The sequence below is a fragment of the Bacillus sp. FSL K6-1284 genome (assembly GCF_038002625.1).
In the GTDB taxonomy this organism is placed as follows: domain Bacteria; phylum Bacillota; class Bacilli; order Bacillales; family Bacillaceae; genus Bacillus; species Bacillus paralicheniformis.
The window spans coordinates 3,061,978-3,083,998 of record NZ_JBBOCW010000001.1; the positions used below are offsets into that span (position 1 = coordinate 3,061,978).

The window sequence follows — 22,021 nt, forward strand, 5'->3', positions numbered from 1 at the left end:
TTTATACAATTGATATTGTTTTAATAGAGGACGGCTTTTGCTGGGTTCCCCTCGCAAAGGCCGTGGTGCCTGTTCTGGCAACCTCTTTAATCCCGTATGGTTTCAACAGTTCGATCAGGGCTTCGATCTTGCTTGATTCCCCCGTCACTTGAATCACGACGCTGTCTTTTGCGACATCGACGACAGTCGCCCGAAACGGTTCAATGACGCCGTTTATTTCCGCCCTGCTCGACGGAGGGGAAACCACCCTGATTAATGCCAGCTCTCTTTGGACGATCGATTGATTTGTAATATCCGTGACTTTCAGTACATCAATCTGTTTGTTTAATTGTTTTGTCAGCTGTTCCGTTTCTTTTTCATCTGCCACATGCACGACAAACGTGATCCTGGAAATCCCCGCTGTTTCGGTGTGGCCGACGGTAATGCTTTCAATGTTGTAATGCCGTTTTGTAAACAACCCTGTAATTCTGTTTAAGACGCCGCTTTGATTCAAAACCGTCAGCGTGATGATTCTTTTCAAGGTTTCACCCCCACCATTTCGTGCAGCCCTTTTCCAGGCGCAACCATTGGAAATACTTTTTCAGCTTGTGCAACCTGAACATCGATGACCACCGGTTCATTCGACGTTAGCGCCGCTTCCAGCTTTTCTTCCGCTTCTTTTTCAGATGTGATTCGGACACCTTTGATGCCGTATGCTTCAGACAGCTTGATAAAATCAGGCTGTGATGCGAACTTGGAGTGTGAATAGCGCTCATCGTAAAAGATCTCCTGCCATTGCCGGACCATTCCGAGGCAGCGGTTGTTTAAGACCACGACTTTGATCGGAAGGTTCAGATCGCGAATGACGGACAGCTCCTGCAGTGTCATCTGGAATCCTCCGTCGCCGAGTATCGATACAACTGTCGCATCCTTATCCGCAAGCTGTGCCCCGATTGCCGCCGGAAGTCCGAAGCCCATCGTGCCGAGCCCGCCGGAAGTGACCCACCTGTCGGCTTTTTGGAACTGATAAAATTGCGCGGCCCACATTTGATGCTGTCCGACGTCCGTCGTTAAAATAGCTTCGCCTTTTGTATAGCGGTGGATATATTCGATCAGCTTCTGCGGTTTGAATCCTTCTGCTTCATTCTCTTCATACCAGAGCGGATATTCGTTTTTCCAGTCCGCAAGCTGCTTTTTCCATTCATCGGAAGCGCTCGGTTTGCCGTTTTGCTTGATCAGCTCTGTCAGTACAAGCTTGCTGTCGCCGACAACCGGAATGTGCGTATGAACGATTTTGCCAATTTCAGCCGGATCGATGTCAATGTGAGCGACTTTCGCATATTTTGCAAAATGCTTCAAGTTCCCTGTGACCCGATCATCGAATCTCGCACCGATGCTGATTAACAGATCGCTTTCATACAGAGCCATGTTGGCCGCATACGTTCCGTGCATTCCGGCCATCCCGAGGAAAAGCGGATGGTCGGCTGGAAATCCTCCCAAGCCTAACAGCGTATGCGCCACCGGAATTTGCTGCTGTTCGACATAATTTTTTAATTCTTCTGACGCTTTCCCGTGCAATACGCCCGCGCCCGCTAAAATTACCGGCTTTTTCGCTGCACTGACCGCTTCCACAAGCTTTCTGATCTGCAGATAATTCGGTTCCTTCGTCGGCTGATAGCCAGGAAGGTGAATCTCATGGTCGTAGCGGAATTCTCCTTCTACAACGGCGATGTCTTTAGGAATATCGATTAAAACGGGGCCCGGTCTTCCTGTTGTTGCGATATGAAATGCTTCTTTAATAATTCTCGGCAGATCTTCTGCATGGCGAACCTGGTAGCTGTGCTTTGTAATCGGCATCGTAATTCCGATGACATCAGCTTCTTGAAATGCGTCAGATCCGATAACCGAGGTCGCAACCTGACCGGTGAATACGACGAGAGGCAATGAATCGATCATCGCGTCGGCCAGACCCGTTACAAGGTTGGTCGCTCCCGGACCGGATGTGGCGATGACGACACCCGGTTTCCCCGAAATCCTCGCATATCCTTCGGCTGCGTGGATAGCGCCTTGTTCATGGCGCGTTAGTACATGAAACATCCCCGATCCGTAGAGTTTGTCATAAATCGACAGGACCGCACCGCCGGGATACCCGTAGATCACTTCGACATTTTCCTTTTTTAAAGCCTCAATCAGCATTGACGCCCCTGCCATTGTTTGTGTACATTGGGCATTTTCAGCATCCAACTGTACATTCGTCCCCATTTTTCTTCCTCCTTATCAAGTGATCATCATCACTGTTCATTCACGTGGTTTTTTAAAAATAATTCATGTATATATGCCGCAAAGCATGTTTCCAATCTGCTTTTGCAGCTAAAAAAAGCCTTCCCGCCCACTGTTGACGCTGCACACCTTGCAGGCCAAAGGGGCGAAAAGGCTTTTCTTTCCGCGGTACCACCCTTGTTCGCGGCTTTCGAAAGCCGCCTTATGGATAATCGCTTATCCGGTTTAATAACGAGTGAACCTTCGTGACGTTCACCCGGCCAGCCTTACTAAACTTGGAAGTCGTTCAGGCTGACACTCAGAGGGGAGTTCACAAGCGGAGGCCGTCACCGGTTTCCAGCAATCCCGGCTCTCTGCAGGCGGCGTTTCCGCTGTTACTTATCCTCTTCAACGTTTGTCTTTATTCAACTGACACTTAAGCTTTGATCTTCGAGGCTGACTTTTATCCCTTCACGGACGACGCGCTCGCGGAACTTTTCAAGCATCCGGTTTGTGTGGACTCCCGGTTTGCCGTCCCCGATCTTGCGGCCGTCAACTTTAACGACCGCGATGACTTCTGCAGCCGTTCCGGTTAAAAACACTTCGTCGGCTGTGTATACGTCATGGCGGGTAAACGGCTCCTCCTTCACTTCATAGCCGAGCTCCTGCGCTATTTCGATAATGGCATTCCGAGTGATTCCTTCAAGCGCTCCGATATAGCCCGGAGGCGTCAAAAGCTTTCCGCTTTTATAAATAAATACGTTATCCGCAGAACCTTCGGCGACATAGCCTTGATCATTGAGCATGAGCGCTTCTGTCACGCCCGCCATGTGCGCCTCGATCCGGACAAGAATATTGTTTAAATAGTTCAGCGATTTCACTTTAGGGCTCAGCACATCAGGTCTGTTTCTTCTTGTCGGAACCGTAACGATGTCAATTCCCGTTTCATATAAGTGTTTCGGGAATATTGCCAATGGTTCGACAATTATAATGACACTCGGGTGTGAACAATTGTTTGGATCGAGTCCGAGGTCACCTGCTCCTCTTGAAACGACCAAGCGGATGTAAGCGTCTTTAAGCCCGTTTTTTTCGACTGTTTTGAGAACGTGCTGTGTCAGTTCTTCCTGCTGATATGGAATCTCCAGCATGATCGATCTCGCAGAATCGTAGAGGCGGTCCATGTGCTCTTTCATTCTGAAGATGTTGCCGTCGTATACCCTGATCCCTTCAAACACGCCGTCCCCGTATAAAAATCCGTGATCATAGACTGATATTTTAGCGTCTTCTTTTTTAACGAGTTTGTCGTTTAGGAAGATCCACTGGTCTTTCTGGTCCCCCATCCCTCTAGCACACCTTTCTGTTGTAAATGAACGCTTTAAACGGTTAAAAATCGATGATGCGGGAACCCGTTTTCCCGCTGTCATTCCCGGGAAAGATGAAAAGTTTTCAAGTGATTTGTTCTTTTGTTTGAACTCATATTACGCCCCTTTACATGCAGTGTCAACCGTATTTTTTAAAATTATTAGACAATTTCGATTAATCAATCTACTTGTATACGCTTACATGATTGATATAAAAGGAAATGCAAAATTGAAAAACAATTTGAAATTTTTTATGCAATCTATAAAGATTACATAAAAAAACTGGTGTTTTATACAGTTTTGTTAGATTTTATAACTGACAACTTTTTGAAATTTCATCCCGGAAGGTTAGATTTTTTACCACATTTGTGTACAGACTCCATTTTACGATTTTTTACATAAACTGCTGTTAATCCAAATAGAAACGGGTGAATATGATGTACCGCACCTTTCCTCCATACTCTGATCCCCGCGTGCGCCAATACCCGGGATACTTCGGTTATCCGACTACTTATGTCTATAATCCTTCAGCACACGGGCCCTATACCTATTATCCGTACGGCGGAGTGTTCACCACTCCGACTCTCGGATTCAGCATCAGCTATCCGGGAATTTCCGTTCCCGCTGTGCACGGCTTTACCGGTGGATTCAGAGAAGATTAACAAAGCACAAAAAAGAGAGAGCATTTTGCTCTCTCTTTTTACGGTTAAACGACTCCCTGAGCGATCATCGCATCCGCCACTTTAATAAATCCGGCTATATTGCAGCCGTCAAGCAGATTGCCGGGACGTCCGTATTCTGAAGCCGCTTCAACGCTTCTCTTGTAAATATCGGTCATGATCATTCTGAGCTTCTCATCCGTTTCTTCCGCCGTCCAGTGGAGCCGTGCGCTGTTCTGCGCCATTTCGAGCGCTGAAACGGCCACACCGCCGGCATTTGCAGCCTTAGCCGGCCCGAAAAGAACCCCCGCATCCAAAAAGCGTTTGACGGCGCCCTCTTCAGACGGCATATTCGCCCCTTCTCCGACGGCTTTGACCCCATTTGAAATGAGCACTCCGGCAGCCTCTTCGTCAATTTCGTTCTGGGTCGCGCACGGAAGCGCGATATCGCACGGAATAGACCAAATGCCGGAGCATCCTTCGAAATAGTGTGCTTCCGGATGCTCGCTGACATACTCGCGAATCCTTCCGTTCCCGCTTTCTTTAAGCCGCTTCACCGTCTCAAGGCTGATGCCTTTTTCGTCATAGACATAGCCGTCAGAATCACTGCAGGCCACTACTTTTCCGCCGAATTGAGCGGCTTTTTCCATCGCATACAGCGCGACATTGCCTGAACCGGAGACGACAACGGTGCTGTTTTCAAAACGCAGCCCCTGATCCTTCAGCATTTCTTCTACGAAATAAACCAGACCGTACCCTGTCGCTTCTTTCCTCGTCAAACTGCCCCCGTATTCAAGGCCTTTGCCTGTTAACACACCTGCATCATAGCGGCCCCGAATCTTTTTATACTGTCCGAACATAAACCCGACTTCCCTAGCTCCGACACCAATATCACCGGCAGGGATATCCGTGTCCGGTCCGATATGTCTGTACAGTTCATTCATGAAGCTTTGCGTAAAACTCATGATCTCCCTGTCAGACTTGCCCTTCGGATCAAAATCAGCCCCGCCTTTTCCGCCGCCGATTGGCTGGCCGGTCAAAGAATTTTTAAAAATTTGTTCGAAGCCCAAAAATTTAATAATGCTCGCATTTACAGAAGGATGAAAACGGATGCCGCCTTTATACGGACCGATTGCGCTGTTAAATTGAACCCGGTATCCCCTGTTAACCTGGATATTGCCTTCATCATCGACCCACGGCACCCTGAAGGTGATCATCCGTTCAGGCTCTGCAATCCTTTCAAGAATGCGGTGTTCGATATACTTTGGATGTCTTGCCAATACAGGGACGAGGGAATCGAAAATTTCTTTTACAGCTTGAAGAAATTCGCTTTCGTGAAGATTTCGCTGCCGCACTGTCTCGTATGCTTTTGTCACATAATCTCTCGCCATCTGAACATTTGTTTGCTCCATTTTTTCTAGCGTATGCATCTTTCTTCAGCTCCCTTTCTAAAATAAAAGCAGAACGAACGTTGTAAGATTTTCTACATGGTAAATTTTACAACCAATGCCCCATTTACATCAATCTGGAAAACAGATTAAACCATTGCTGAATTGAGATGTATAACAAAAAGCGAGAATAGACGGGTATTAAGATAGAAGAACCGTTCTTAAATGCTGAGGAAAAAAGGACCAATAAACCATAAAATACCATAACATCCGAAAGGTCTTTTCTGTGCTTTTCGTTGCGATCGGCGCATTTGCCCGTTGTACTCTCGGCAGAAAATGAGCATCTTCTCCCGTTCTTAAAATGAATCCTACTGCACAAAACGAAAACACATAGCTCTTCTTTTTCATGGCAACAATAAAACTAAAACAGGGGTGATCTGATGGACGACAAAAAAGAACTGTCAAACGTTGAAACACAAAGAAACTTTTTAACGGCAGAAGAATTTCCTGAAGGAGCGTATGGAGCTGCCCAGGGCAAAGACAAGCCTGTTGAAAACAAAAACACGCCATGGAAGGAAGGTCAGCAGTACTACAGCAATTTCACATATGAATTCCGCAACCTCCACCAAGGAATGCCGCGACAGTACCCCGGGGCGCATCCAACTCATGACGAAAAGGATCAAAACGAGGAATGACCGATATAAAAAAGAGCCGTGCTAAACGGCTCTTTTAAGCTTTTTTATTGGAGGGGCTGCTGGAAATTTTGATTGTGCTGCTGGTTTTGTTGGTTTTGCTGACCCTGTTGACCTTGCTGTCCTTGCTGGTTAAATGATTGCTGCGCCTGCTGAAGTGCCTGGCTCATTTGGTTCATGGCCTGGTTTGTCTGGATTCCTTGAAGAGCCTGATTCAGCTGCTGAACAGCCTGCTGAATGCTTTGCTGAATTTGCTGATCCGTCTGCTGCATTTGCTGCTGAGATTGTGAGCTGAATTGCTGAATTTGCTGCTTCAGCTGATTGATTCCCTGGCTCAATTGAGAGCTCTGCTGGCCGCTTTGGCCCTGCTGCTGTGACCCCATTTGATTAACAGTTTGCTCCAGCTGGGCAAGCTGCTGCTGGATATTTCCGAATTCCTGAGCAAGTTCGGTATCCGTGATGTTCACTCCGAGCAGCTGCTCATGCTTTTGTTTTTGTTGCTTTTGTTTTTGCTGCTGGTTTTGCTGTTGTTTTGTCATGACAACATCCTCCTTAAAATTGATCACACCCTTTATCTTTTTCATTTTGTTCGAAATGATGAAAGGGAATTTTTAGGGTGTTGTTATTTGAAGAAAAAGGCCATTCAGAGAACTACTCTCACCTCAAGATACAAATGGAGATGTTCTTGGAAGAAGTATAGAAAGAGGATTAGGTACCTCAGAAGTTGTTATAAATAAAAAAATGGAGTGTATATTTTAATAGGATATCCAATAAATAATGGAGTTTTAAATCCGCTCCCAATCCACTCCCAAAACATATTTTCAAACCAAAAATAGAGCAGAAGTTCCCATCAAATAAAAAAGCCTCAAACCCTTGTATACCAAGAAGTTTGAGGCTTTTTTCAGAGACGTCCCAGGAGAGATTCGAACTCCCGACCGACGGCTTAGAAGGCCGTTGCTCTATCCTGCTGAGCTACTGGGACATGATGTTGTTTTGTTTCGCTTTAACTATCAGCGACAAGATTTATTATATGCGGATCGGGACATAAAGTCAACAACTTTTTAGAATTTTTTTCTTCACGAGGAAGAAAAAAATTCTTCCTCATGAATGTGCTGGCAGTTGGACATGGTTCGTCAGGCTTTCGACTTCCCGGCCGTCCAAGTCGTAAAAGCGGACCGTTGCATTGTCTTTATCAATGTTCAGTATAGCATAAGTTTTTTCTTTCCGCACCCGCGGAAGGCGGATGCTGCCGGGGTTGATCAGCAGTTTTCCGTCCATCAGTTCGCTTCCCGCGATGTGGGAATGGCCGAAACAGATGATATCGGCGCCGAGTTCTTCAGCGCGGTAGTATACATTTAAAAGCGACTGTTTAATGCCGTATAAATGCCCGTGTGTGAAAAAAAGCTTTTTTGATCCGACGGGAACGACAATTTCGTCTTTAAACTCCCCGTAAAAATCGCAGTTTCCTTTTACCGTTAAGTAAGAGGAAAGCGCGGGATGGGAAGGATCCAATTCGGAATCTCCGCAATGGATGATGAGATCTGTTTCCTTCCCGTGCCGCTCAGCGATCATTTCCAGTTCGTCTTCAAGGCCGTGGCTGTCGCTGACAATCAGAACCTTCATGATCGGCCCTCCTCCTTTACGCTTGGTCCAATAGAGCGGACAGTTTTTTCAGTGCTTCCGCTCTGTGGCTGATTTTGTTCTTTTCGCCGCTTGAGAGCTCGGCCATCGTTTGATCTTTGTCTTTGACGAGAAAAACCGGGTCGTAGCCGAAGCCGTTTGTGCCGCGCGGTTCTTCGGTAATGTATCCTTCCACAGAACCTTCGACCGTTTTCGTTTCCTGTCCTGGAATGCATAATGCGAGCGCGCATCTGAACCTCGCGGAGCGGTCTTCTTTTTCCACCCCTTCAAGCTCTTTCAATAGCTTTTTCAGGTTGGCGAGATCGTTTTTCTCTTCTCCTGCATAGCGGGCCGAGTATACGCCGGGGCTGCCGCCGAGGTAGTCGACAGACAGGCCTGAGTCATCGGCAATTACGATTTTGCCGGTTTCTTTCGAAATCGTTTCCGCTTTAATCACCGCGTTTTCTTCAAACGTCTGCCCGGTTTCTTCGATTTCGGGCGTATAGCCGATGTCCAGTAGAGATTTGACATCGTAGCCTCTTGGTTCGAGCATCGCTTTGAATTCCCTGACTTTTCCTTCGTTTTTCGTGGCAATGATGACTTCTTTCATCGTGTATCAAGCCTTTCTCATGTTATTGTTGAATGGCTGATGCAACGTCGCCGAGCACTTCTTTCTGCTTTTCGATGAGTTCGGCGATCCCTTTTTCAGCCAGTTCTAAAAGCCCGTCCAATTCACTTCTTGAGAATGTCGCTTCCTCTCCTGTTCCCTGAAGTTCGACAAAGCGGCCTTCGCCTGTCATGACGACGTTCATATCCACCTCTGCCGCAGAATCTTCCTGGTAGTTCAAATCAAGGATTAATCCTTTTTCCTTATCGATTCCCACTGAAGTGGCAGCCAAAAAGTCAGTGATCGGCATCGCCTTCAGCGTGCCTTTTTCGACAAGTCTTCCGACGGCAAGCGCCATGGCTGTAAATGCTCCGGTGATCGACGCGGTTCTTGTGCCTCCGTCAGCCTGAATGACGTCGCAGTCGATCCAGATCGTCCGTTCACCGAGCTTTTCCAAATCAACGACCGCCCGCAAAGCTCGTCCGATTAGCCGTTGAATTTCCATCGTCCGCCCGGAGATTTTCCCTTTTGACGATTCCCTGATCGTCCTTTGGTTCGTGGCCCGCGGCAGCATGCTGTATTCCGCGGTGATCCAGCCCTTCCCTTCTCCTCTCAAAAAAGGCGGTACGCGGTCTTCCACAGACGCGTTGCATATCACCTTTGTCCCGCCGACTGTGATCAGGACCGATCCCTCGGGATGCGTAATGAAGTCGAGGTCCATTGTGACAGGGCGCAGTTCATTGTTTTCTCTTCCATCGTATCTCATTTTTTACCTCCGATTGTATGTACATAAACCTTTCACAATCATTCCGCTCTTCCAAAAAGCTGAATAAAGAAAGAGGCAGCTTTAATCGCTTACCTCTTTTTTTATAGTATATCAAAAATCTCTGCTTAAAAACTACCTGTGTTCACCTTGCTCGGTCTTGAAACCGGCTTGGAAAGCTTTTCTCCTTTCTCATTGACGAGCTCGGATTTTCCGTTCACAGTAACCGACACACTTTTCACATCAGGCAGTTCGGTTAATGTCAGCACAATACTATTTAACACTTCATCCGATATCACTTTCTTCTCGCCGTCGGCACTCCCGTAGATCGCTTCGTTAAAATCGAGAGTCACATGGCCGTCTTCAATCTTCGGCTCGTTTTCAAGCTTGACATCGCCCTGGAAATCGGAAAGCAGGCCGCTTTTATTGCCCGGTCCTTCCGTCAGCTCTTTAATCGCCGCCGTCACCTGGTCTTTTTCTTTTGCAGACGTCCGTTTCGTTACAGGAACATAGTATGTGCCTTTGTCCGATTCAGCCAAATAATAGACGGTGACCGGCTGTGTCGCTGTTATATCGGTCACACCGGTCGTATCGAGGTTGATGCCGTCCTCGCGGCTGAGTTCTTCTGAAATCGGCGTGCCGTTAACAGGCATTTCTTTCAAATCATGGCCGTTCATGCGGATCTTCACTTTATCAATCGAGTTAAACTGTGTTAACGTCCATGTAATCGCCTGTACGATTTTTTGCTCGTCTTCAGCTTTATAGTTTTTAAATTCATTTGAAAAGTCAGCGATCGCTGTTCCGTCTTCTTTAATATCAACATTGATCGCTGTATCCGCCGGCAGCACGGCTCTGAATCCATTTGGCATGATGTTTGAAACAGGGCCGCCTTCAACGAGGTATTCAAGCGCTTGTTTAGCCGTACCTTCCTGCTTTGGCAGCGGCAGCGTCTGCGCTGTCACATAGCCGTTCTTATCAATGAGATAAAGCTCTCTCATGACCGTATCGCTCGTTTGAGCCGCTTTATCGTCGCTTGTCGTTTTGCTGCCTTTGTCTTCTGTTTTATCTTTGGTTTTGTCTGTTTTGTCTTGCTCCTTCTCCTCTTTTACATATGTGATGTCCTGCGGCGGATCTATCTCCTCTGAGGCTTGATCTGACTGAAATATTCCGCACCCGGAAAGAAGCAGCGCGGAGGCCGTAACCGAAACCGCGATTCCTTTCATTCCTTTTTTTAGCATACTTTTCCCTCCTAAGGCAGTTTGTACTATTATGTATACGAGCCCGTTTTTGAATTAGACCGTTTTTTAAAAAAATCCCTCTGAATACAAAAAACCTTTTCTTTTAAAGAAAAGGCTCATGAAAAAAGCTGCCGTTTGCTTGTGCGGCAGCTTTATTTTATAGCGGTTTCCTGAAGAGAAATGCTTTCCACATTTTTCACTTCGTATCCAAACCAATCATTTGCAATTTTTGTGAAGCGGGCGCGCTCCCCGGTTGTTAAAAACAAGTGTTCCGGCGGTTCACCCGTTTTGCTTAATAAACCGTTGTATGACAAGATCGTGCTGACTTCCCTGGCCGTTTCATCTCCGGAGGAAATGATGTTGACGCGCTCTCCCATATAGCGCTGAATCGGCTCTTTTAAAATCGGATAATGCGTGCATCCGAGAATCAGTGTATCGATTGATGAATCCCTGAGCGGGTGCAGTGACGACCTGACGATTTCATCAGCCGTCTCATCCAAAAATTTACCGCTTTCCACAAACGGGACAAACATCGGGCAAGCCAGATTTTCTACCGTTAAATCTCCGTTCAGCGAAAGAAGCGCTTCTTCATATGCGCCGCTTTTGATCGTGTTTTCTGTTCCGATCACGCCGATCCGCTGGTTCTCCGTCACTTTAATCGCGGTTCTGGCTCCGGGCTGCACAACGCCGATGACCGGGATCGCTACTTCTCTGCTGATTTCTTCAAGTGCGATGGCCGTCGCTGTATTGCAGGCGATCACGAGCATTTTAATATGGTGGCGGGATAACAAATAATTTGTCATTTCCCATGTATATGACAGGACTTCTTTTCTGTCCCGGGGTCCGTACGGACACCTTTTCGTATCTCCAAGATATATAATTTTTTCTTTCGGCAGCTGCCTCATGATTTCTTTTGCAACGGTTAAACCGCCGACTCCCGAATCGATGACTCCTATCGGTTGATCCAACAAAATCGCCTCATTTTCTGTTCATTTCCTGCTGAAGTTTAATTAATAATTTTTCAAATGCGGCTGTTTCTTCCTCGGAAAACGCCTCTAACATGTCTTCCAAATAGTCCTGCCTTTTTTGAATGACCTCCTGGATGATCCGCTCTCCTTCCGAGAGAAGATGAATGCGGACTACGCGCCTGTCGGACGGATCTTTCACCCGTTCAACGAGGTTGTTTTTCTCCATTCGGTCAATTAAATCCGTCGTGGTGCTGCACGCCAGGTACATCTTTTGTGATAACTCGCCGATCGTCATATCCCCGTATTCATACAGCCATTGAAGACCGACAAACTGGGGAGGGGTAATCGTATATTGGGTGAGAATTTCTCTTCCTTTTTGTTTGATGATGCCCGCAATATGGCGGAGTGATTTTTCAATATCCGCTATGTGATTCAAAGAAGCATTCGAATTCATTTTCTCTACCTCGCTCGACTCGTTGTTTTGTTTTCAAAACACTTGAGTCTATTTTCCTTCTTTTCTACACAAATTGCAAGACTTCAACATGAATATACAAATTGCACCTCAAAACAAATAACCGGTTCCCTTCTTGTTACAAGAAGGAACACCGGCTCAATTTAGAGCTCTAGCTCACCCATTCGAAGAAGTTCAACAACAGCTTGCGAACGGCCTTTCACTCCCAATTTTTGCATCGCATTGGAAATGTGATTACGTACAGTCTTTTCACTTATAAAGAGCTCGCTTGCGATTTCCTTTGTTGTCTTGTCTTGAACGAGCAATTCGAACACTTCTCTTTCTCTTTTTGTTAGCAGCGGCTTTGATTGAAACTCTTTCTCCTTCAAGTATTGTAACCCTCCTTGCTAAGGTGAGAGCTGATCTGAAACGAATGGGTTTCGATATAGTCGTGATATCATATGAAACATACGCAAGGTCGGTGACGTTTCTGACGGAGAAAAGGGTTCCCTCAAACACCTATTTTTCAGATCATGACACAGGCATCGTTTCAGGGCTGAACTTCTAAGGAAGACATTTTAAAATCCAGGCGATCAGCCGCCATCTTTTCGTAATATATGCGTGCGTTTTCTTTTTCTGCACAGCACTGATGATTTGTGCAGCCGCTTTTTCGGGCGAAGCCGTCCAAAACAGGTGATCACCTTTTGCAAGAGCCGTGTCCACAAAGCCTGGCTGAATTTCGGTGACCACGATTTCATCATACCCAAGTTTTTTCACTTTTTGACGGAGCCCTTTTAAGTAATTAGAAACGAATGCTTTTGAAGCGGCGTAGGTGACGGCCCCTCCGTTTCCTCTCAGCGCGGCAATGGATGAAATGCCGACTAAATGCCCTTTCCCATTTTTGATAAAATGCTCCATCAACACGTTCGAGCAGGACACAAATCCTGTCATATTGACATCGATCGTTTCCTTTTCTTTGCTCCAATCCATTTCGCTTTCCAAATATCCAACACCTGAACAGATGAAGACTGCATCTGCCCAATTCATCTCATCAAGCAGTTCTTTCAACAGTATAGGCGAGCGTTCGCTGTCGGCTGTATCGATCTTTTTAATGTATGAAGGTCCAGGGAGGTCGTCGCGCAATTTGGCTAGCAGTTCATACCTTCTTGCAGCAAGACCGACCTCCACTCCTGCGGCTGACAGCTGCTTGGCAAGCGCCTTGCCAATTCCGGAACTCGCGCCGATGATCATCGCTTTTTTCATTTTCTTCTCCCTGTCAATTATTTCTCAGGAAATGAGTGATTGCCCAGCAGTTTTGCTTTTTGTTCATCTGTCCATTTCACCGGTTTACCCGTATCTTTCGCAATTTGCACCATAACCGCCACCCCTGTAAAGCAAAGGTCACCTTCCCCATTTTTCGCCGCATAGTGGAGGGTGAGGGAAGCGTTGCCGACAGATGCTGTTTTGACGCCGATTTTCAAATGTTCATGAAGCATGACCTGCTGAAAATAATCGCATTGCTGGCTCGCCACGACGGGAATGGCCGCGCTCTTCCCGTCTGAAAGGCGGTCCATGACGCCCAGGTGCTTGAAATAGGAAATCCTCGCTTCCTCGAAATAGACAAACGGTGTGACATTGTTCATATGACCGAACATGTCCGTTTCTGAAAAACGGACGGATACTTCATCAAAAAAAGAAAATGACTGACACCATGTGTCAAACGGTTCTTCAATATATCCCGGCAGCTTCATTGTTTTTCATCCCCTTTGGTCATAAAAACACCTCTTCGGCTTGAAGAGGTGCGTTTTTTCGTGTTATTCCGTGTTGTCGCTTCCGAAGAAGTTTTTAAACGCCTGAACGGTCGTATCCCTGTTTAATGCAGCGATTGAGGTTGTGAGCGGGATGCCTTTCGGACATGACTGCACGCAGTTTTGCGAATTTCCGCATTCGGCCAGTCCGCCGTCTCCCATAATCGCTTCAAGCCGTTCCGACTTGTTCATCGCGCCTGTCGGATGGCTATTGAATAAGCGGACTTGCGAGAGCGGTGCAGGTCCCATAAAGTTTGTTTTATCGTTCACGTTTGGACAAGCTTCAAGACATACGCCGCAAGTCATGCATTTTGACAGCTCATACGCCCACTGCCGTCTTCTTTCCGGCATTCTCGGTCCCGGACCGAGGTCATATGTGCCGTCGATCGGTACCCATGCTTTGACTTTCTTCAATGAATCAAACATGCGGCTCCGGTCCACTTGAAGGTCGCGGACAACCGGGAATGTTTTCATCGGTTCAAGGCGGATCGGCTGCTCAAGCTGGTCGATCAGGGCTGTACAGGACTGTCTCGGCTTGCCGTTGATCACCATCGAGCAAGCGCCGCACACTTCCTCAAGACAGTTCATATCCCACGCAATCGGCGACGTTTTTTCCCCTTTCGTATTAACCGGGTTCCTTCTGATTTCCATCAAAGCGGAAATGACGTTCATATTCGGACGGTATGGAATTTCAAACTCTTCCTGGTAAGGACTAGAATCCGATGTATCCTGACGAGTGATGATAAACTTGATTGTCTTATTTTCACTCATGATTTCGCCACCTTTTTCTTCGAGTAATCCCGTTTACGCGGTGCGATTAATGAAACATCGACATCCTCATAATGGAATTTCGGGGCTTCAAAATCGCCTGCATGTTTCGCCATTGTTGTTTTCAGCCACTCCTCGTCATTACGTTCAGGGAAATCCGGTTTATAATGGGCGCCGCGGCTCTCATTCCGGTTGTATGCACCGAGCGTGATCACCCGTGCCAATTGCAGCATGTTGTGCAGCTGGCGCGTGAATACGGCGCCCTGGTTGCTCCATTTTGCCGTATCGTTGATATTGATGTTTTGGTAGCGCTCGGCAAGCTCTTGAATTTTTTCATCCGTTTTCAGCAGCTTGTCATTGTGGCGCACAACCGTCACGTTGTCTGTCATCCATTCGCCGAGCTCTTTATGAAGGACATATGCATTTTCATTGCCGTCCATTTTCATAATGTCAGCCCACTTTTCTTCTTCCTTTTTGACGCAGCTGTCGAAAACGGAAGAAGACAGATCTTCTGCGGATGTTTCAAGACCTTGAATGTATTCAACGGCTTTCGGACCTGCCACCATGCCGCCGTAAATGGCTGACAAGAGCGAGTTCGCGCCCAGGCGGTTTCCGCCGTGCATTGAATAATCGCATTCTCCTGCGGCAAACAGTCCTGGAATGTTGGTCATCTGATTGTAGTCGACCCAGAGTCCGCCCATTGAGTAGTGGACTGCAGGGAAAATCTTCATCGGCAGCTTGCGCGGATCGTCACCCATGAATTTTTCATAGATCTCAATGATTCCGCCCAGCTTGATGTCCAATTCCTTCGGATCTTTGTGGGAAAGATCGAGATATACCATGTTTTCGCCGTTGATGCCGAGCTTTTGTCTGACGCATACATCAAATATTTCACGCGTCGCAATATCCCGCGGCACAAGGTTTCCGTATGCCGGATATTTCTCTTCGAGGAAATACCAAGGCTTGCCGTCTTTATACGTCCAGACTCGTCCGCCTTCACCGCGCGCCGATTCGCTCATCAGACGGAGCTTGTCGTCTCCCGGAATGGCGGTCGGGTGGATCTGGATGAATTCTCCGTTCGCATAATAAGCGCCCTGCTGGTAAACGATCGAAGCGGCTGATCCGGTATTGATCATCGAGTTCGTCGATTTTCCAAAGATGATGCCCGGTCCCCCTGTCGCCATGATGACTGCGTCTGAACGGAACGACTCGATTTCCATCGTCGTCAGATTTTGGGCGACGATGCCCCGGCACGCATTGTCATCATCAAGAACGGCTCCGAGAAACTCCCAGCCTTCATATTTCGAAACAAGCCCTTCTACTTCAAAGCGGCGAACCTGCTCATCCAGCGCGTACAAGAGCTGCTGTCCGGTCGTCGCCCCCGCATATGCCGTTCTGTGATGCTGGGTTCCCCCGAAGCGCCGGAAGTCAAGCAGCCCTTCAGGTGTTCTGTTAAACATGACGCCCATGCGGTCAAGCAAATGAATAATCGACGGCGCCGCATCACACATCGCTTTGACCGGCGGCTGGTTGGCCAGAAAGTCGCCTCCGTAAACGGTATCGTCAAAATGCTCCCAAGGGGAGTCGCCTTCACCTTTTGTATTGACCGCTCCGTTGATTCCGCCCTGCGCACATACGGAATGTGAGCGCTTAACGGGAACGATCGAAAATAGTTTTACATTTGTTCCTGCTTCCGCAGCTTTAATGGTCGCCATCAGACCCGCAAGTCCTCCGCCGACAACGATGATGCTTGAATTGCTCATGCCTGCCCCACTCCCTCTAGTAATCTAGTTCTTTTACACAAATGCCAAAATCGCTCTCAGCCCTACATAGGACAACACAACAAAGACTCCCATTGTCACAAACGTGGCGATTCGCTGTGAGCGGGGAGAAACGGTGATTCCCCAAGTGACAGCAAACGACCATAAACCGTTTGAAAAGTGGAAGATTGTTGAGAGGACACCTACAATGTAAAAGCCGAGCATGATCGGGGAGCTCAAAATATCAGCCATCATGTCAAAGTTCACTTCTGCCCCCATTTGGGCGGCAATCCGTGTTTGCCACACGTGCCAGCTGACAAAAATCAAGGTAACGATTCCTGTAATCCGCTGCAGAACGAACATCCAGTTTCTAAAAAATCCGAATCTGTTCGCATTATTTTTTGCTGTAAAAGCTATGTATACTCCATAAACAGCATGATAAATCAGCGGAAGGAAAATCACGAAGATTTCCAAGACGTACCTGAACGGCAGGTTTTCCATAAAATGAGCGGCGTTATTAAACGCCTCTGCTCCGCTTGCCGCAAAATGGTTGACAACCAAATGCTGGATTAAAAATATGCCTACCGGTATGACGCCAAGCAAAGAATGCAGTCTTCGATAAACAAACTCTCTGTTCCCGGCCATTGCTTTACCCCCTAGTTGAAAAGTGCAGTAAAAATGAAAGGTCTCCTATCCCCCGTCCTGTTTCAAATATCGCACTTTGTTAAGTTTTTATGACAATTTCATTTTACTCCTATGAGAAATAGGCGTCAAGAAAACGCGTACATAAATTGAAATTTTCTAAAATTTAATCATATTTTAGAAAATTTTATTTTATCAAAATATAAATATATCAGATTTTTTTCTTCCTAATTGCATGTCCCCGCTGTAATCTTTCACCCCATTTAAGCTATAATAAACGGAGAAAAGAGGGGAGACATTGGATATGAACAAATATGAAGCAAACTTAGCGCAATTAAAAGAGCTGGAAGTCTCCGCATATGGCTATGAGTTGATCAGGGAAGTGCTGCTTCCCGATATGCTGGGACAAGACTACGCAGATATGATGTACTGGGCGGGAAAAAAGCTCGCCCGCAAGTTCCCGCTTGAATCCAGGGAGGATCTTCCCGCTTTCTTTCTGGATGCAGGCTGGGGAACGCTTACGATCGCCCATTCAAAAAAACAGGAGCTTGAGTTTGAGCTCGAAGGCCCGCTGGTCTCAAACCGCCTCAAATATCAAAAGGAACCCTGCTTTCAGCTCGAAGCCGGATTTATCGCCGAGCAAATCCAGCTGATGAACGAACAAATTGCCGAATCGTATGAACAAGTGAAAAAAAGAGCCGGAAAAGTTGTATTGACCGTCAAATGGGATATGAAAGATCCGGTATGATGCTCGAAAGGCTGCTGTTGATTTTCAGCAGCCTTTTTACAATAAAACCCAAATAGACACACATTCTTAAACCTTCTGTTGAGAATATCGGCAAATCACACATCCACTGCTTCATTCTTCCAGCACGTTAGAAACGGTTATGCTTAAAAATTAATCTTCAAACACCGATTTTACTAAGTTACTTTTTGAAAGCCACAGTGCAGAAGGAAGGGCAGATAGAATACCCAGTAACGGACTTATTAATAATATGATGAAAATTATCACATAAGGTATTTCGAGGTTCTTTACATCTAAAGCTGATAATAGATTATACCCCAGTATAACGCTTGAAATTAAACCCATTATACAGCCAGCTAATGAAATAACAATTCCTTCATATAAAGCGAGTCGAACGATTTGCCACGGCTTTCCACCTATGGCTCTCATCATCGCAAACTCTTTTTTACTTTCCTTTAAATTGCTTGCCATACTATTCATTAAGCCAACAAGTGCAATTAAGGTGATGATTAACACGCTGCTTCCCAATAATACAATACGCTGTTTGTACTGTTGATAAAATTTATCCATTTCTTCTTTTCTATCATACAAAATAGCATCTTGATATTGTGGATTTTCCATCAGTTTCTCAATTTTGGCCTTTATATGGCCTTTTTCACTTTGGTCCTTAATATTAAAAAATATTTGTTCTGTTTTTTGAAGATGAAACAACCCTTTTAACGTAGTCTCATTAGTAAAGAATCTTAAATCTTCATCAGGTAAAATAGGCACTTCGTCAACCACACCGACAATGCGTAATGTAAATGGCTTCTTGCCAGAAACTTCACTTAATTCATCTGGTTCCAATGTGACTGTATCTCCGACTCGAAACCCGATGTCCTCAGAGAATTGTTTCGTAATCACGGCCTCATCATCTTTAAGGTGATCAATTCGGCCTTTCACAATTTCAAAAGGGGCAGTGTTGCGTACTTTTTCCAAATCCAGGCCGCCCACACTCGTTAAAACTTCTTTTTTTCCGTTTACGGTCATAAATTGCCCGTTCCAGTTTGAATCTACTTTTTTTATATCTAAATCCAAAGTATGTGTTAATATACTTGTTTGAACCGGGATTGTTTCAACTCCGTTCATATGATCAATTTGTTTTATAATTGAAGAAGAGAAACCTGGTTCATACGAGGCTTCTGTAGCCTGTATGACATAATCAAGCGGATATTGTTTTGATATTGTTTTTTCTGTTTGACTGACAACAGCTTGCAAAATCATATATCCAACGAATCCAACAATGACTGCTAACGTTAATACCCTGGCAATTTGCTGACTTCTTCTCATTCTTTTCAGAGCATTTCTTCCGGCAATCATGCTTTCCATTTGATAAAACGGCCTTAAGAGAAAAGTTAGTGCCGTTACAATGATCCTCAATACTGCAGGAGTCATCACAAACATAATGAGTACAAATGATACCCCTAACAGAATACTGAAGCTGCCGCTTCCTCCGCTTTTATGCACTGCAAATGTCATAGCTGCCAGCAATAGCAAAATCATGGTCAGGCCGATAATGGTTCCTTTTGATTCCGCTTTACTTTTACTGATTTTTTGGCTGTATGCAGCGATAGGAGAAAGCCTGCTAGTCGATAAAGCTGGTATTGTTGCTGCTAAGACAGTCAAAAGAATGCTTCCAAAAAACGAAATGATTATACTTTTTGCCGGGATTGATATTGATTGGATGGAATAGCCTATAAATTGTTCAGCAATATTTGTCAGGGCATAACATAGTACAGTACCTGTAACCGTTCCTATTAATGCAGCCATAGTCCCTATCAGAAAAGCTTCCCAGATGACCATATAAAACAATTGGGCAGGCTTTCCGCCTAAAAGTCTTAATGTTGCTAATTCCTTTTGTCTTTCTTGAACCGACATTTGCAAAGTGCTGACTACGATTAAAAGGCTTCCTAACAAGACTGTAATTGATAAACCGTTGACAATCGGTTTTAACCCGCCCAGTTGTTCTTTCTCTGTCGTCATCGCCTTTCGTTGATCAATGGATATGTCTGCAAAATGTTCCTTTAAATCCTCTATTACTTTTTGTTTATCAGCTGATTGATTTAATTTCAGCATGACTGCCGTTGCTTTATTTACATTATGAGTTTGTGCTGCGAGCCAATCATAATCAAAAATGACGATATTATTTAATTGCTCGCTTTCATTTAAAATACCAGATACTCGTACCTTTACGTCGTCCCCTGGAGGAAAAGGGAAACTAATTTCAGAATCAATATCCAAGCCCTTAGCTTTTGCATATCGAGCAGGGATTACCACTTCCTGAGCTTTCGGAAATCCACCTTTACCGATGGAAACCAGCGGGTGCTCCATAGCCAATTGGTGATGTTTAAAGCCTATATAAACAGGCTGAGATGCAACAGCAGCCGGCATATCTTCACTTGCATACGGAAATAACATCGGGGTTATTTGATCTACATCTGGAAATCCCTCTATCTTTTGCAAATCTTTCGCACTCAATTTTTTGGTTGATCCGTTATAACCTGAAACCAAATTAAAATCTCCGTATTTTTCCAACACAGATTTTTCGTTTGATTGTTCTAAAGTTGTCATCATGATTTGCGAAATAATGAGCAGCATAACCCCAAGACTAATACCGATCACAGCAAATATAGACCTGGCTCTTCTTGCTTTCAAAAATCGCCAAGCCAATTGAGCAGTTAATTTCATGCGTATACATCCTCTAATCTTTTAGTGATATGGCTTAAATTTACTTTAGGAGTCGCAGTGAGCTGAATATCTCCCGCCAATTCCCCGTCCTTCATAAATATAATCCGATGTGCATGTGAAGCCACATTTGCATCATGCGTCACCATGATAAGCGATTGTTTTTTCGTATCGCAAAAGTGGCGGAGAATTGTCAAAATGGCATCACCAGTTTTTGTATCAAGACTTCCGGTTGGTTCATCTGCTAATACGATACTGGGTTCCATAATAAGCGCTCTTGCAATTGCAACCCGCTGCTGCTGTCCCCCTGACATCTGGGACGGATAAGAAGAAGCGAGTCTTCCAATCCCTAATAATTGCAGCAAATCATTTGCCTTTTTATTTACCGATTTATCTTTCTTTCCAGCTAGGAGTATAGGAAGCGTTATATTCTCCTCCGCCGTTAGAACAGGAATCAAATGAAACATTTGGAAAATAAAACCGATATTATCTCTTCTGAGTTGTGTAATTTGAGCCTCATTGCAATGAGATAAATGAATACCGTCTAGTGTGACTTCTCCTGAAGTTGGTTTATCTAGCCCTGACAGCATATTTAATAACGTAGACTTTCCCGAGCCGCTAGGACCCATAATGGCTGTAAATTCACCTTTTTTTATATCCAAATCAATATTTCTCAATGCAAAAAATTGATGTGCTCCCTCTCCATATGACTTTGATAACTTTTTAGTTTGCAGGACTGAAGCTCTCATGTTTTTCACCTCTTTTTATAGTTCAGTTTCATTTTAAATAGCTAAACTCAATAGGGCGTTAATAAAATATCAATAAAATATCAAGATTTATTCACACATATTCCGCAATTACCAAAAAAACGTCATAATGTTATTCAGAAGCAAAACAGAAAGGAATGGCGATAATGAAAGAAACCATTTTAGTCGTCGATGATGATGCAGAAATTATTGAACTGATGAAAGACTTTCTGGAGATCGAGAATTACAATGTTCTAACAGCATTTAATGGAGAACAAGCCCTCTCCATTGTCAACAAACAAGAGGTCGACTGTATCTTACTAGATGTAATGATGCCGGGGGAATCAGGCTTTTCGATATGCAAGAAGCTGAGAGACATAAAGGATGTCCCTATCTTATTTTTAAGCGCCAAAGAGGATCCAACCGATAAAATCAGGGGATTAAGTGTCGGGGGTGATGATTATATTGTAAAAACGGCAACACCAGGTGAGATTGTAGCCAGAATCAAAGCAGTGAGACGGCGCTCCGGACAGCAAAAACCCGGACACTCATTCAACGGCCTTACAATTGATTACTTATCCCGAGAAGTACATATACACGGAAGAAAAGTTTCCCTCACCTCAAAGGAATTTGACTTATTATCTCTACTTAGCAGACATCCCCATCAAGTATTTACACACGATCAAATTATCCAATTTATATGGGGGGAGCATTATAGTGATCCGCATACAGTAAGGGTATTCGTCGCGAGAATCAGGGAAAAAATTGAAGAAACCCCCTCTCGGCCGCGCTGGATCCTAACTGTCTGGGGTGTCGGATACAAATTTGTGGAGGGGGCATAAA

General features: G+C 45.3%; 23 protein-coding genes, 1 tRNA gene and 1 other annotated feature. Of the genes, 4 read left to right on the forward strand and 20 right to left on the reverse strand.

What is annotated here, in order from left to right; all coding sequences use genetic code 11:
• Position 1: 1 nt before the first annotated feature.
• The 3 genes from ilvN to ilvE all read right to left on the reverse strand — a co-directional run bounded on the left by ilvN (position 2) and on the right by ilvE (position 3,578).
• A complete protein-coding gene (gene ilvN / locus MHB72_RS15670; RefSeq protein ID WP_020452477.1) occupies positions 2 to 520 on the reverse strand; it encodes an acetolactate synthase small subunit in 519 nt (172 codons plus the stop codon).
• A complete protein-coding gene (ilvB, locus tag MHB72_RS15675; protein ID WP_079289276.1) occupies positions 517 to 2,241 on the reverse strand; it encodes an acetolactate synthase large subunit in 1,725 nt (574 codons plus the stop codon). Before ilvB ends, ilvN begins: the two co-directional genes overlap by 4 nt.
• 156 nt (positions 2,242 to 2,397) lie before the next feature.
• Positions 2,398 to 2,659 (reverse strand) — a binding site (T-box leader).
• Between the two features lie 4 nt (positions 2,660 to 2,663).
• Positions 2,664 to 3,578, reverse strand: a complete 915-nt coding sequence (ilvE, locus tag MHB72_RS15680) for a branched-chain-amino-acid transaminase (RefSeq protein WP_023855438.1) — start codon at positions 3,576 to 3,578, stop codon at positions 2,664 to 2,666.
• Between the two features lie 458 nt (positions 3,579 to 4,036).
• On the opposite strand from ilvE, the gene MHB72_RS15685 reads away from it, so the two are divergent.
• On the forward strand, positions 4,037 to 4,261 hold the full coding sequence (locus MHB72_RS15685; RefSeq protein WP_081691800.1) for a hypothetical protein: 225 nt from the start codon (positions 4,037 to 4,039) through the stop codon (positions 4,259 to 4,261).
• A gap of 44 nt (positions 4,262 to 4,305) precedes the next feature.
• Here MHB72_RS15685 and gdhA read toward each other — a convergent pair whose 3' ends face one another.
• Entirely contained in the window at positions 4,306 to 5,688 is a 1,383-nt protein-coding gene (gene gdhA, locus MHB72_RS15690; RefSeq protein WP_020452481.1) for an NADP-specific glutamate dehydrogenase, read from the reverse strand.
• Positions 5,689 to 6,086: 398 nt separating this feature from the next.
• Here gdhA and MHB72_RS15695 point away from each other — a divergent pair, with 398 nt between their 5' ends.
• A complete protein-coding gene (locus tag MHB72_RS15695) occupies positions 6,087 to 6,341 on the forward strand; it encodes a hypothetical protein (RefSeq protein WP_020452482.1) in 255 nt (84 codons plus the stop codon).
• A 44-nt stretch (positions 6,342 to 6,385) separates the two neighbouring features.
• On the opposite strand, the gene MHB72_RS15700 is transcribed toward MHB72_RS15695, so the two are convergent.
• From MHB72_RS15700 to MHB72_RS15765, 14 genes are all read right to left on the reverse strand, one after another.
• Positions 6,386 to 6,877, reverse strand: a complete 492-nt coding sequence (locus MHB72_RS15700; protein ID WP_031304790.1) for a hypothetical protein — start codon at positions 6,875 to 6,877, stop codon at positions 6,386 to 6,388.
• A 369-nt stretch (positions 6,878 to 7,246) separates the two neighbouring features.
• A tRNA-Arg gene (locus MHB72_RS15705) sits at positions 7,247 to 7,320 on the reverse strand.
• Positions 7,321 to 7,439: 119 nt separating this feature from the next.
• Positions 7,440 to 7,961: a YfcE family phosphodiesterase gene (locus MHB72_RS15710; protein WP_101561165.1), complete on the reverse strand. Its 522-nt coding sequence runs from the start codon at positions 7,959 to 7,961 to the stop codon at positions 7,440 to 7,442.
• Between the two features lie 16 nt (positions 7,962 to 7,977).
• Entirely contained in the window at positions 7,978 to 8,568 is a 591-nt protein-coding gene (locus tag MHB72_RS15715; RefSeq protein WP_020452485.1) for an XTP/dITP diphosphatase, read from the reverse strand.
• A 22-nt stretch (positions 8,569 to 8,590) separates the two neighbouring features.
• On the reverse strand, positions 8,591 to 9,331 hold the full coding sequence (gene rph, locus MHB72_RS15720) for a ribonuclease PH (protein WP_020452486.1): 741 nt from the start codon (positions 9,329 to 9,331) through the stop codon (positions 8,591 to 8,593).
• Between the two features lie 125 nt (positions 9,332 to 9,456).
• Positions 9,457 to 10,566 carry a GerMN domain-containing protein gene (locus tag MHB72_RS15725; RefSeq protein WP_216919837.1) on the reverse strand — a complete coding sequence of 370 codons (1,110 nt, stop codon included), beginning with the start codon at positions 10,564 to 10,566 and terminating at the stop codon, positions 9,457 to 9,459.
• A gap of 152 nt (positions 10,567 to 10,718) precedes the next feature.
• Positions 10,719 to 11,537 (reverse strand): glutamate racemase, encoded by an 819-nt coding sequence (racE, locus tag MHB72_RS15730; protein WP_020452488.1) that lies wholly within the window; start codon positions 11,535 to 11,537, stop codon positions 10,719 to 10,721.
• Positions 11,538 to 11,544: 7 nt separating this feature from the next.
• Positions 11,545 to 11,988, reverse strand: a complete 444-nt coding sequence (locus MHB72_RS15735; RefSeq protein WP_003184148.1) for a MarR family winged helix-turn-helix transcriptional regulator — start codon at positions 11,986 to 11,988, stop codon at positions 11,545 to 11,547.
• A gap of 161 nt (positions 11,989 to 12,149) precedes the next feature.
• Positions 12,150 to 12,374 carry a spore germination transcription factor GerE gene (gene gerE / locus MHB72_RS15740; protein WP_003184172.1) on the reverse strand — a complete coding sequence of 75 codons (225 nt, stop codon included), beginning with the start codon at positions 12,372 to 12,374 and terminating at the stop codon, positions 12,150 to 12,152.
• A 175-nt stretch (positions 12,375 to 12,549) separates the two neighbouring features.
• Entirely contained in the window at positions 12,550 to 13,248 is a 699-nt protein-coding gene (locus MHB72_RS15745; protein WP_026579118.1) for an SDR family NAD(P)-dependent oxidoreductase, read from the reverse strand.
• A 17-nt stretch (positions 13,249 to 13,265) separates the two neighbouring features.
• Positions 13,266 to 13,736, reverse strand: a complete 471-nt coding sequence (locus MHB72_RS15750) for an acyl-CoA thioesterase (RefSeq protein ID WP_023855446.1) — start codon at positions 13,734 to 13,736, stop codon at positions 13,266 to 13,268.
• A gap of 63 nt (positions 13,737 to 13,799) precedes the next feature.
• Positions 13,800 to 14,564, reverse strand: coding sequence for a succinate dehydrogenase iron-sulfur subunit (sdhB, locus tag MHB72_RS15755; protein WP_020452491.1), 765 nt, complete (start codon positions 14,562 to 14,564; stop codon positions 13,800 to 13,802).
• Entirely contained in the window at positions 14,561 to 16,324 is a 1,764-nt protein-coding gene (sdhA, locus tag MHB72_RS15760) for a succinate dehydrogenase flavoprotein subunit (protein ID WP_020452492.1), read from the reverse strand. The genes sdhB and sdhA overlap by 4 nt, the downstream gene beginning before the upstream one ends.
• Positions 16,325 to 16,357: 33 nt before the next feature.
• Positions 16,358 to 16,966 carry a succinate dehydrogenase cytochrome b558 subunit gene (locus tag MHB72_RS15765; protein WP_020452493.1) on the reverse strand — a complete coding sequence of 203 codons (609 nt, stop codon included), beginning with the start codon at positions 16,964 to 16,966 and terminating at the stop codon, positions 16,358 to 16,360.
• A gap of 301 nt (positions 16,967 to 17,267) precedes the next feature.
• On the opposite strand from MHB72_RS15765, the gene MHB72_RS15770 reads away from it, so the two are divergent.
• Positions 17,268 to 17,711 (forward strand): YslB family protein, encoded by a 444-nt coding sequence (locus tag MHB72_RS15770; protein WP_144498754.1) that lies wholly within the window; start codon positions 17,268 to 17,270, stop codon positions 17,709 to 17,711.
• Positions 17,712 to 17,861: 150 nt separating this feature from the next.
• Here the strand turns inward: MHB72_RS15770 and MHB72_RS15775 are convergent, their stop codons facing one another.
• Together MHB72_RS15775 and MHB72_RS15780 are read right to left on the reverse strand one after the other, a co-directional pair.
• A complete protein-coding gene (locus MHB72_RS15775; RefSeq protein ID WP_216919835.1) occupies positions 17,862 to 20,435 on the reverse strand; it encodes an FtsX-like permease family protein in 2,574 nt (857 codons plus the stop codon).
• Positions 20,432 to 21,181 carry an ABC transporter ATP-binding protein gene (locus MHB72_RS15780; protein ID WP_216919834.1) on the reverse strand — a complete coding sequence of 250 codons (750 nt, stop codon included), beginning with the start codon at positions 21,179 to 21,181 and terminating at the stop codon, positions 20,432 to 20,434. Before MHB72_RS15780 ends, MHB72_RS15775 begins: the two co-directional genes overlap by 4 nt.
• A 164-nt stretch (positions 21,182 to 21,345) precedes the next feature.
• Here MHB72_RS15780 and MHB72_RS15785 point away from each other — a divergent pair, with 164 nt between their 5' ends.
• Positions 21,346 to 22,020 carry a response regulator transcription factor gene (locus tag MHB72_RS15785; RefSeq protein ID WP_105980114.1) on the forward strand — a complete coding sequence of 225 codons (675 nt, stop codon included), beginning with the start codon at positions 21,346 to 21,348 and terminating at the stop codon, positions 22,018 to 22,020.
• The last annotated feature ends 1 nt before the right edge of the window (position 22,021 follow it).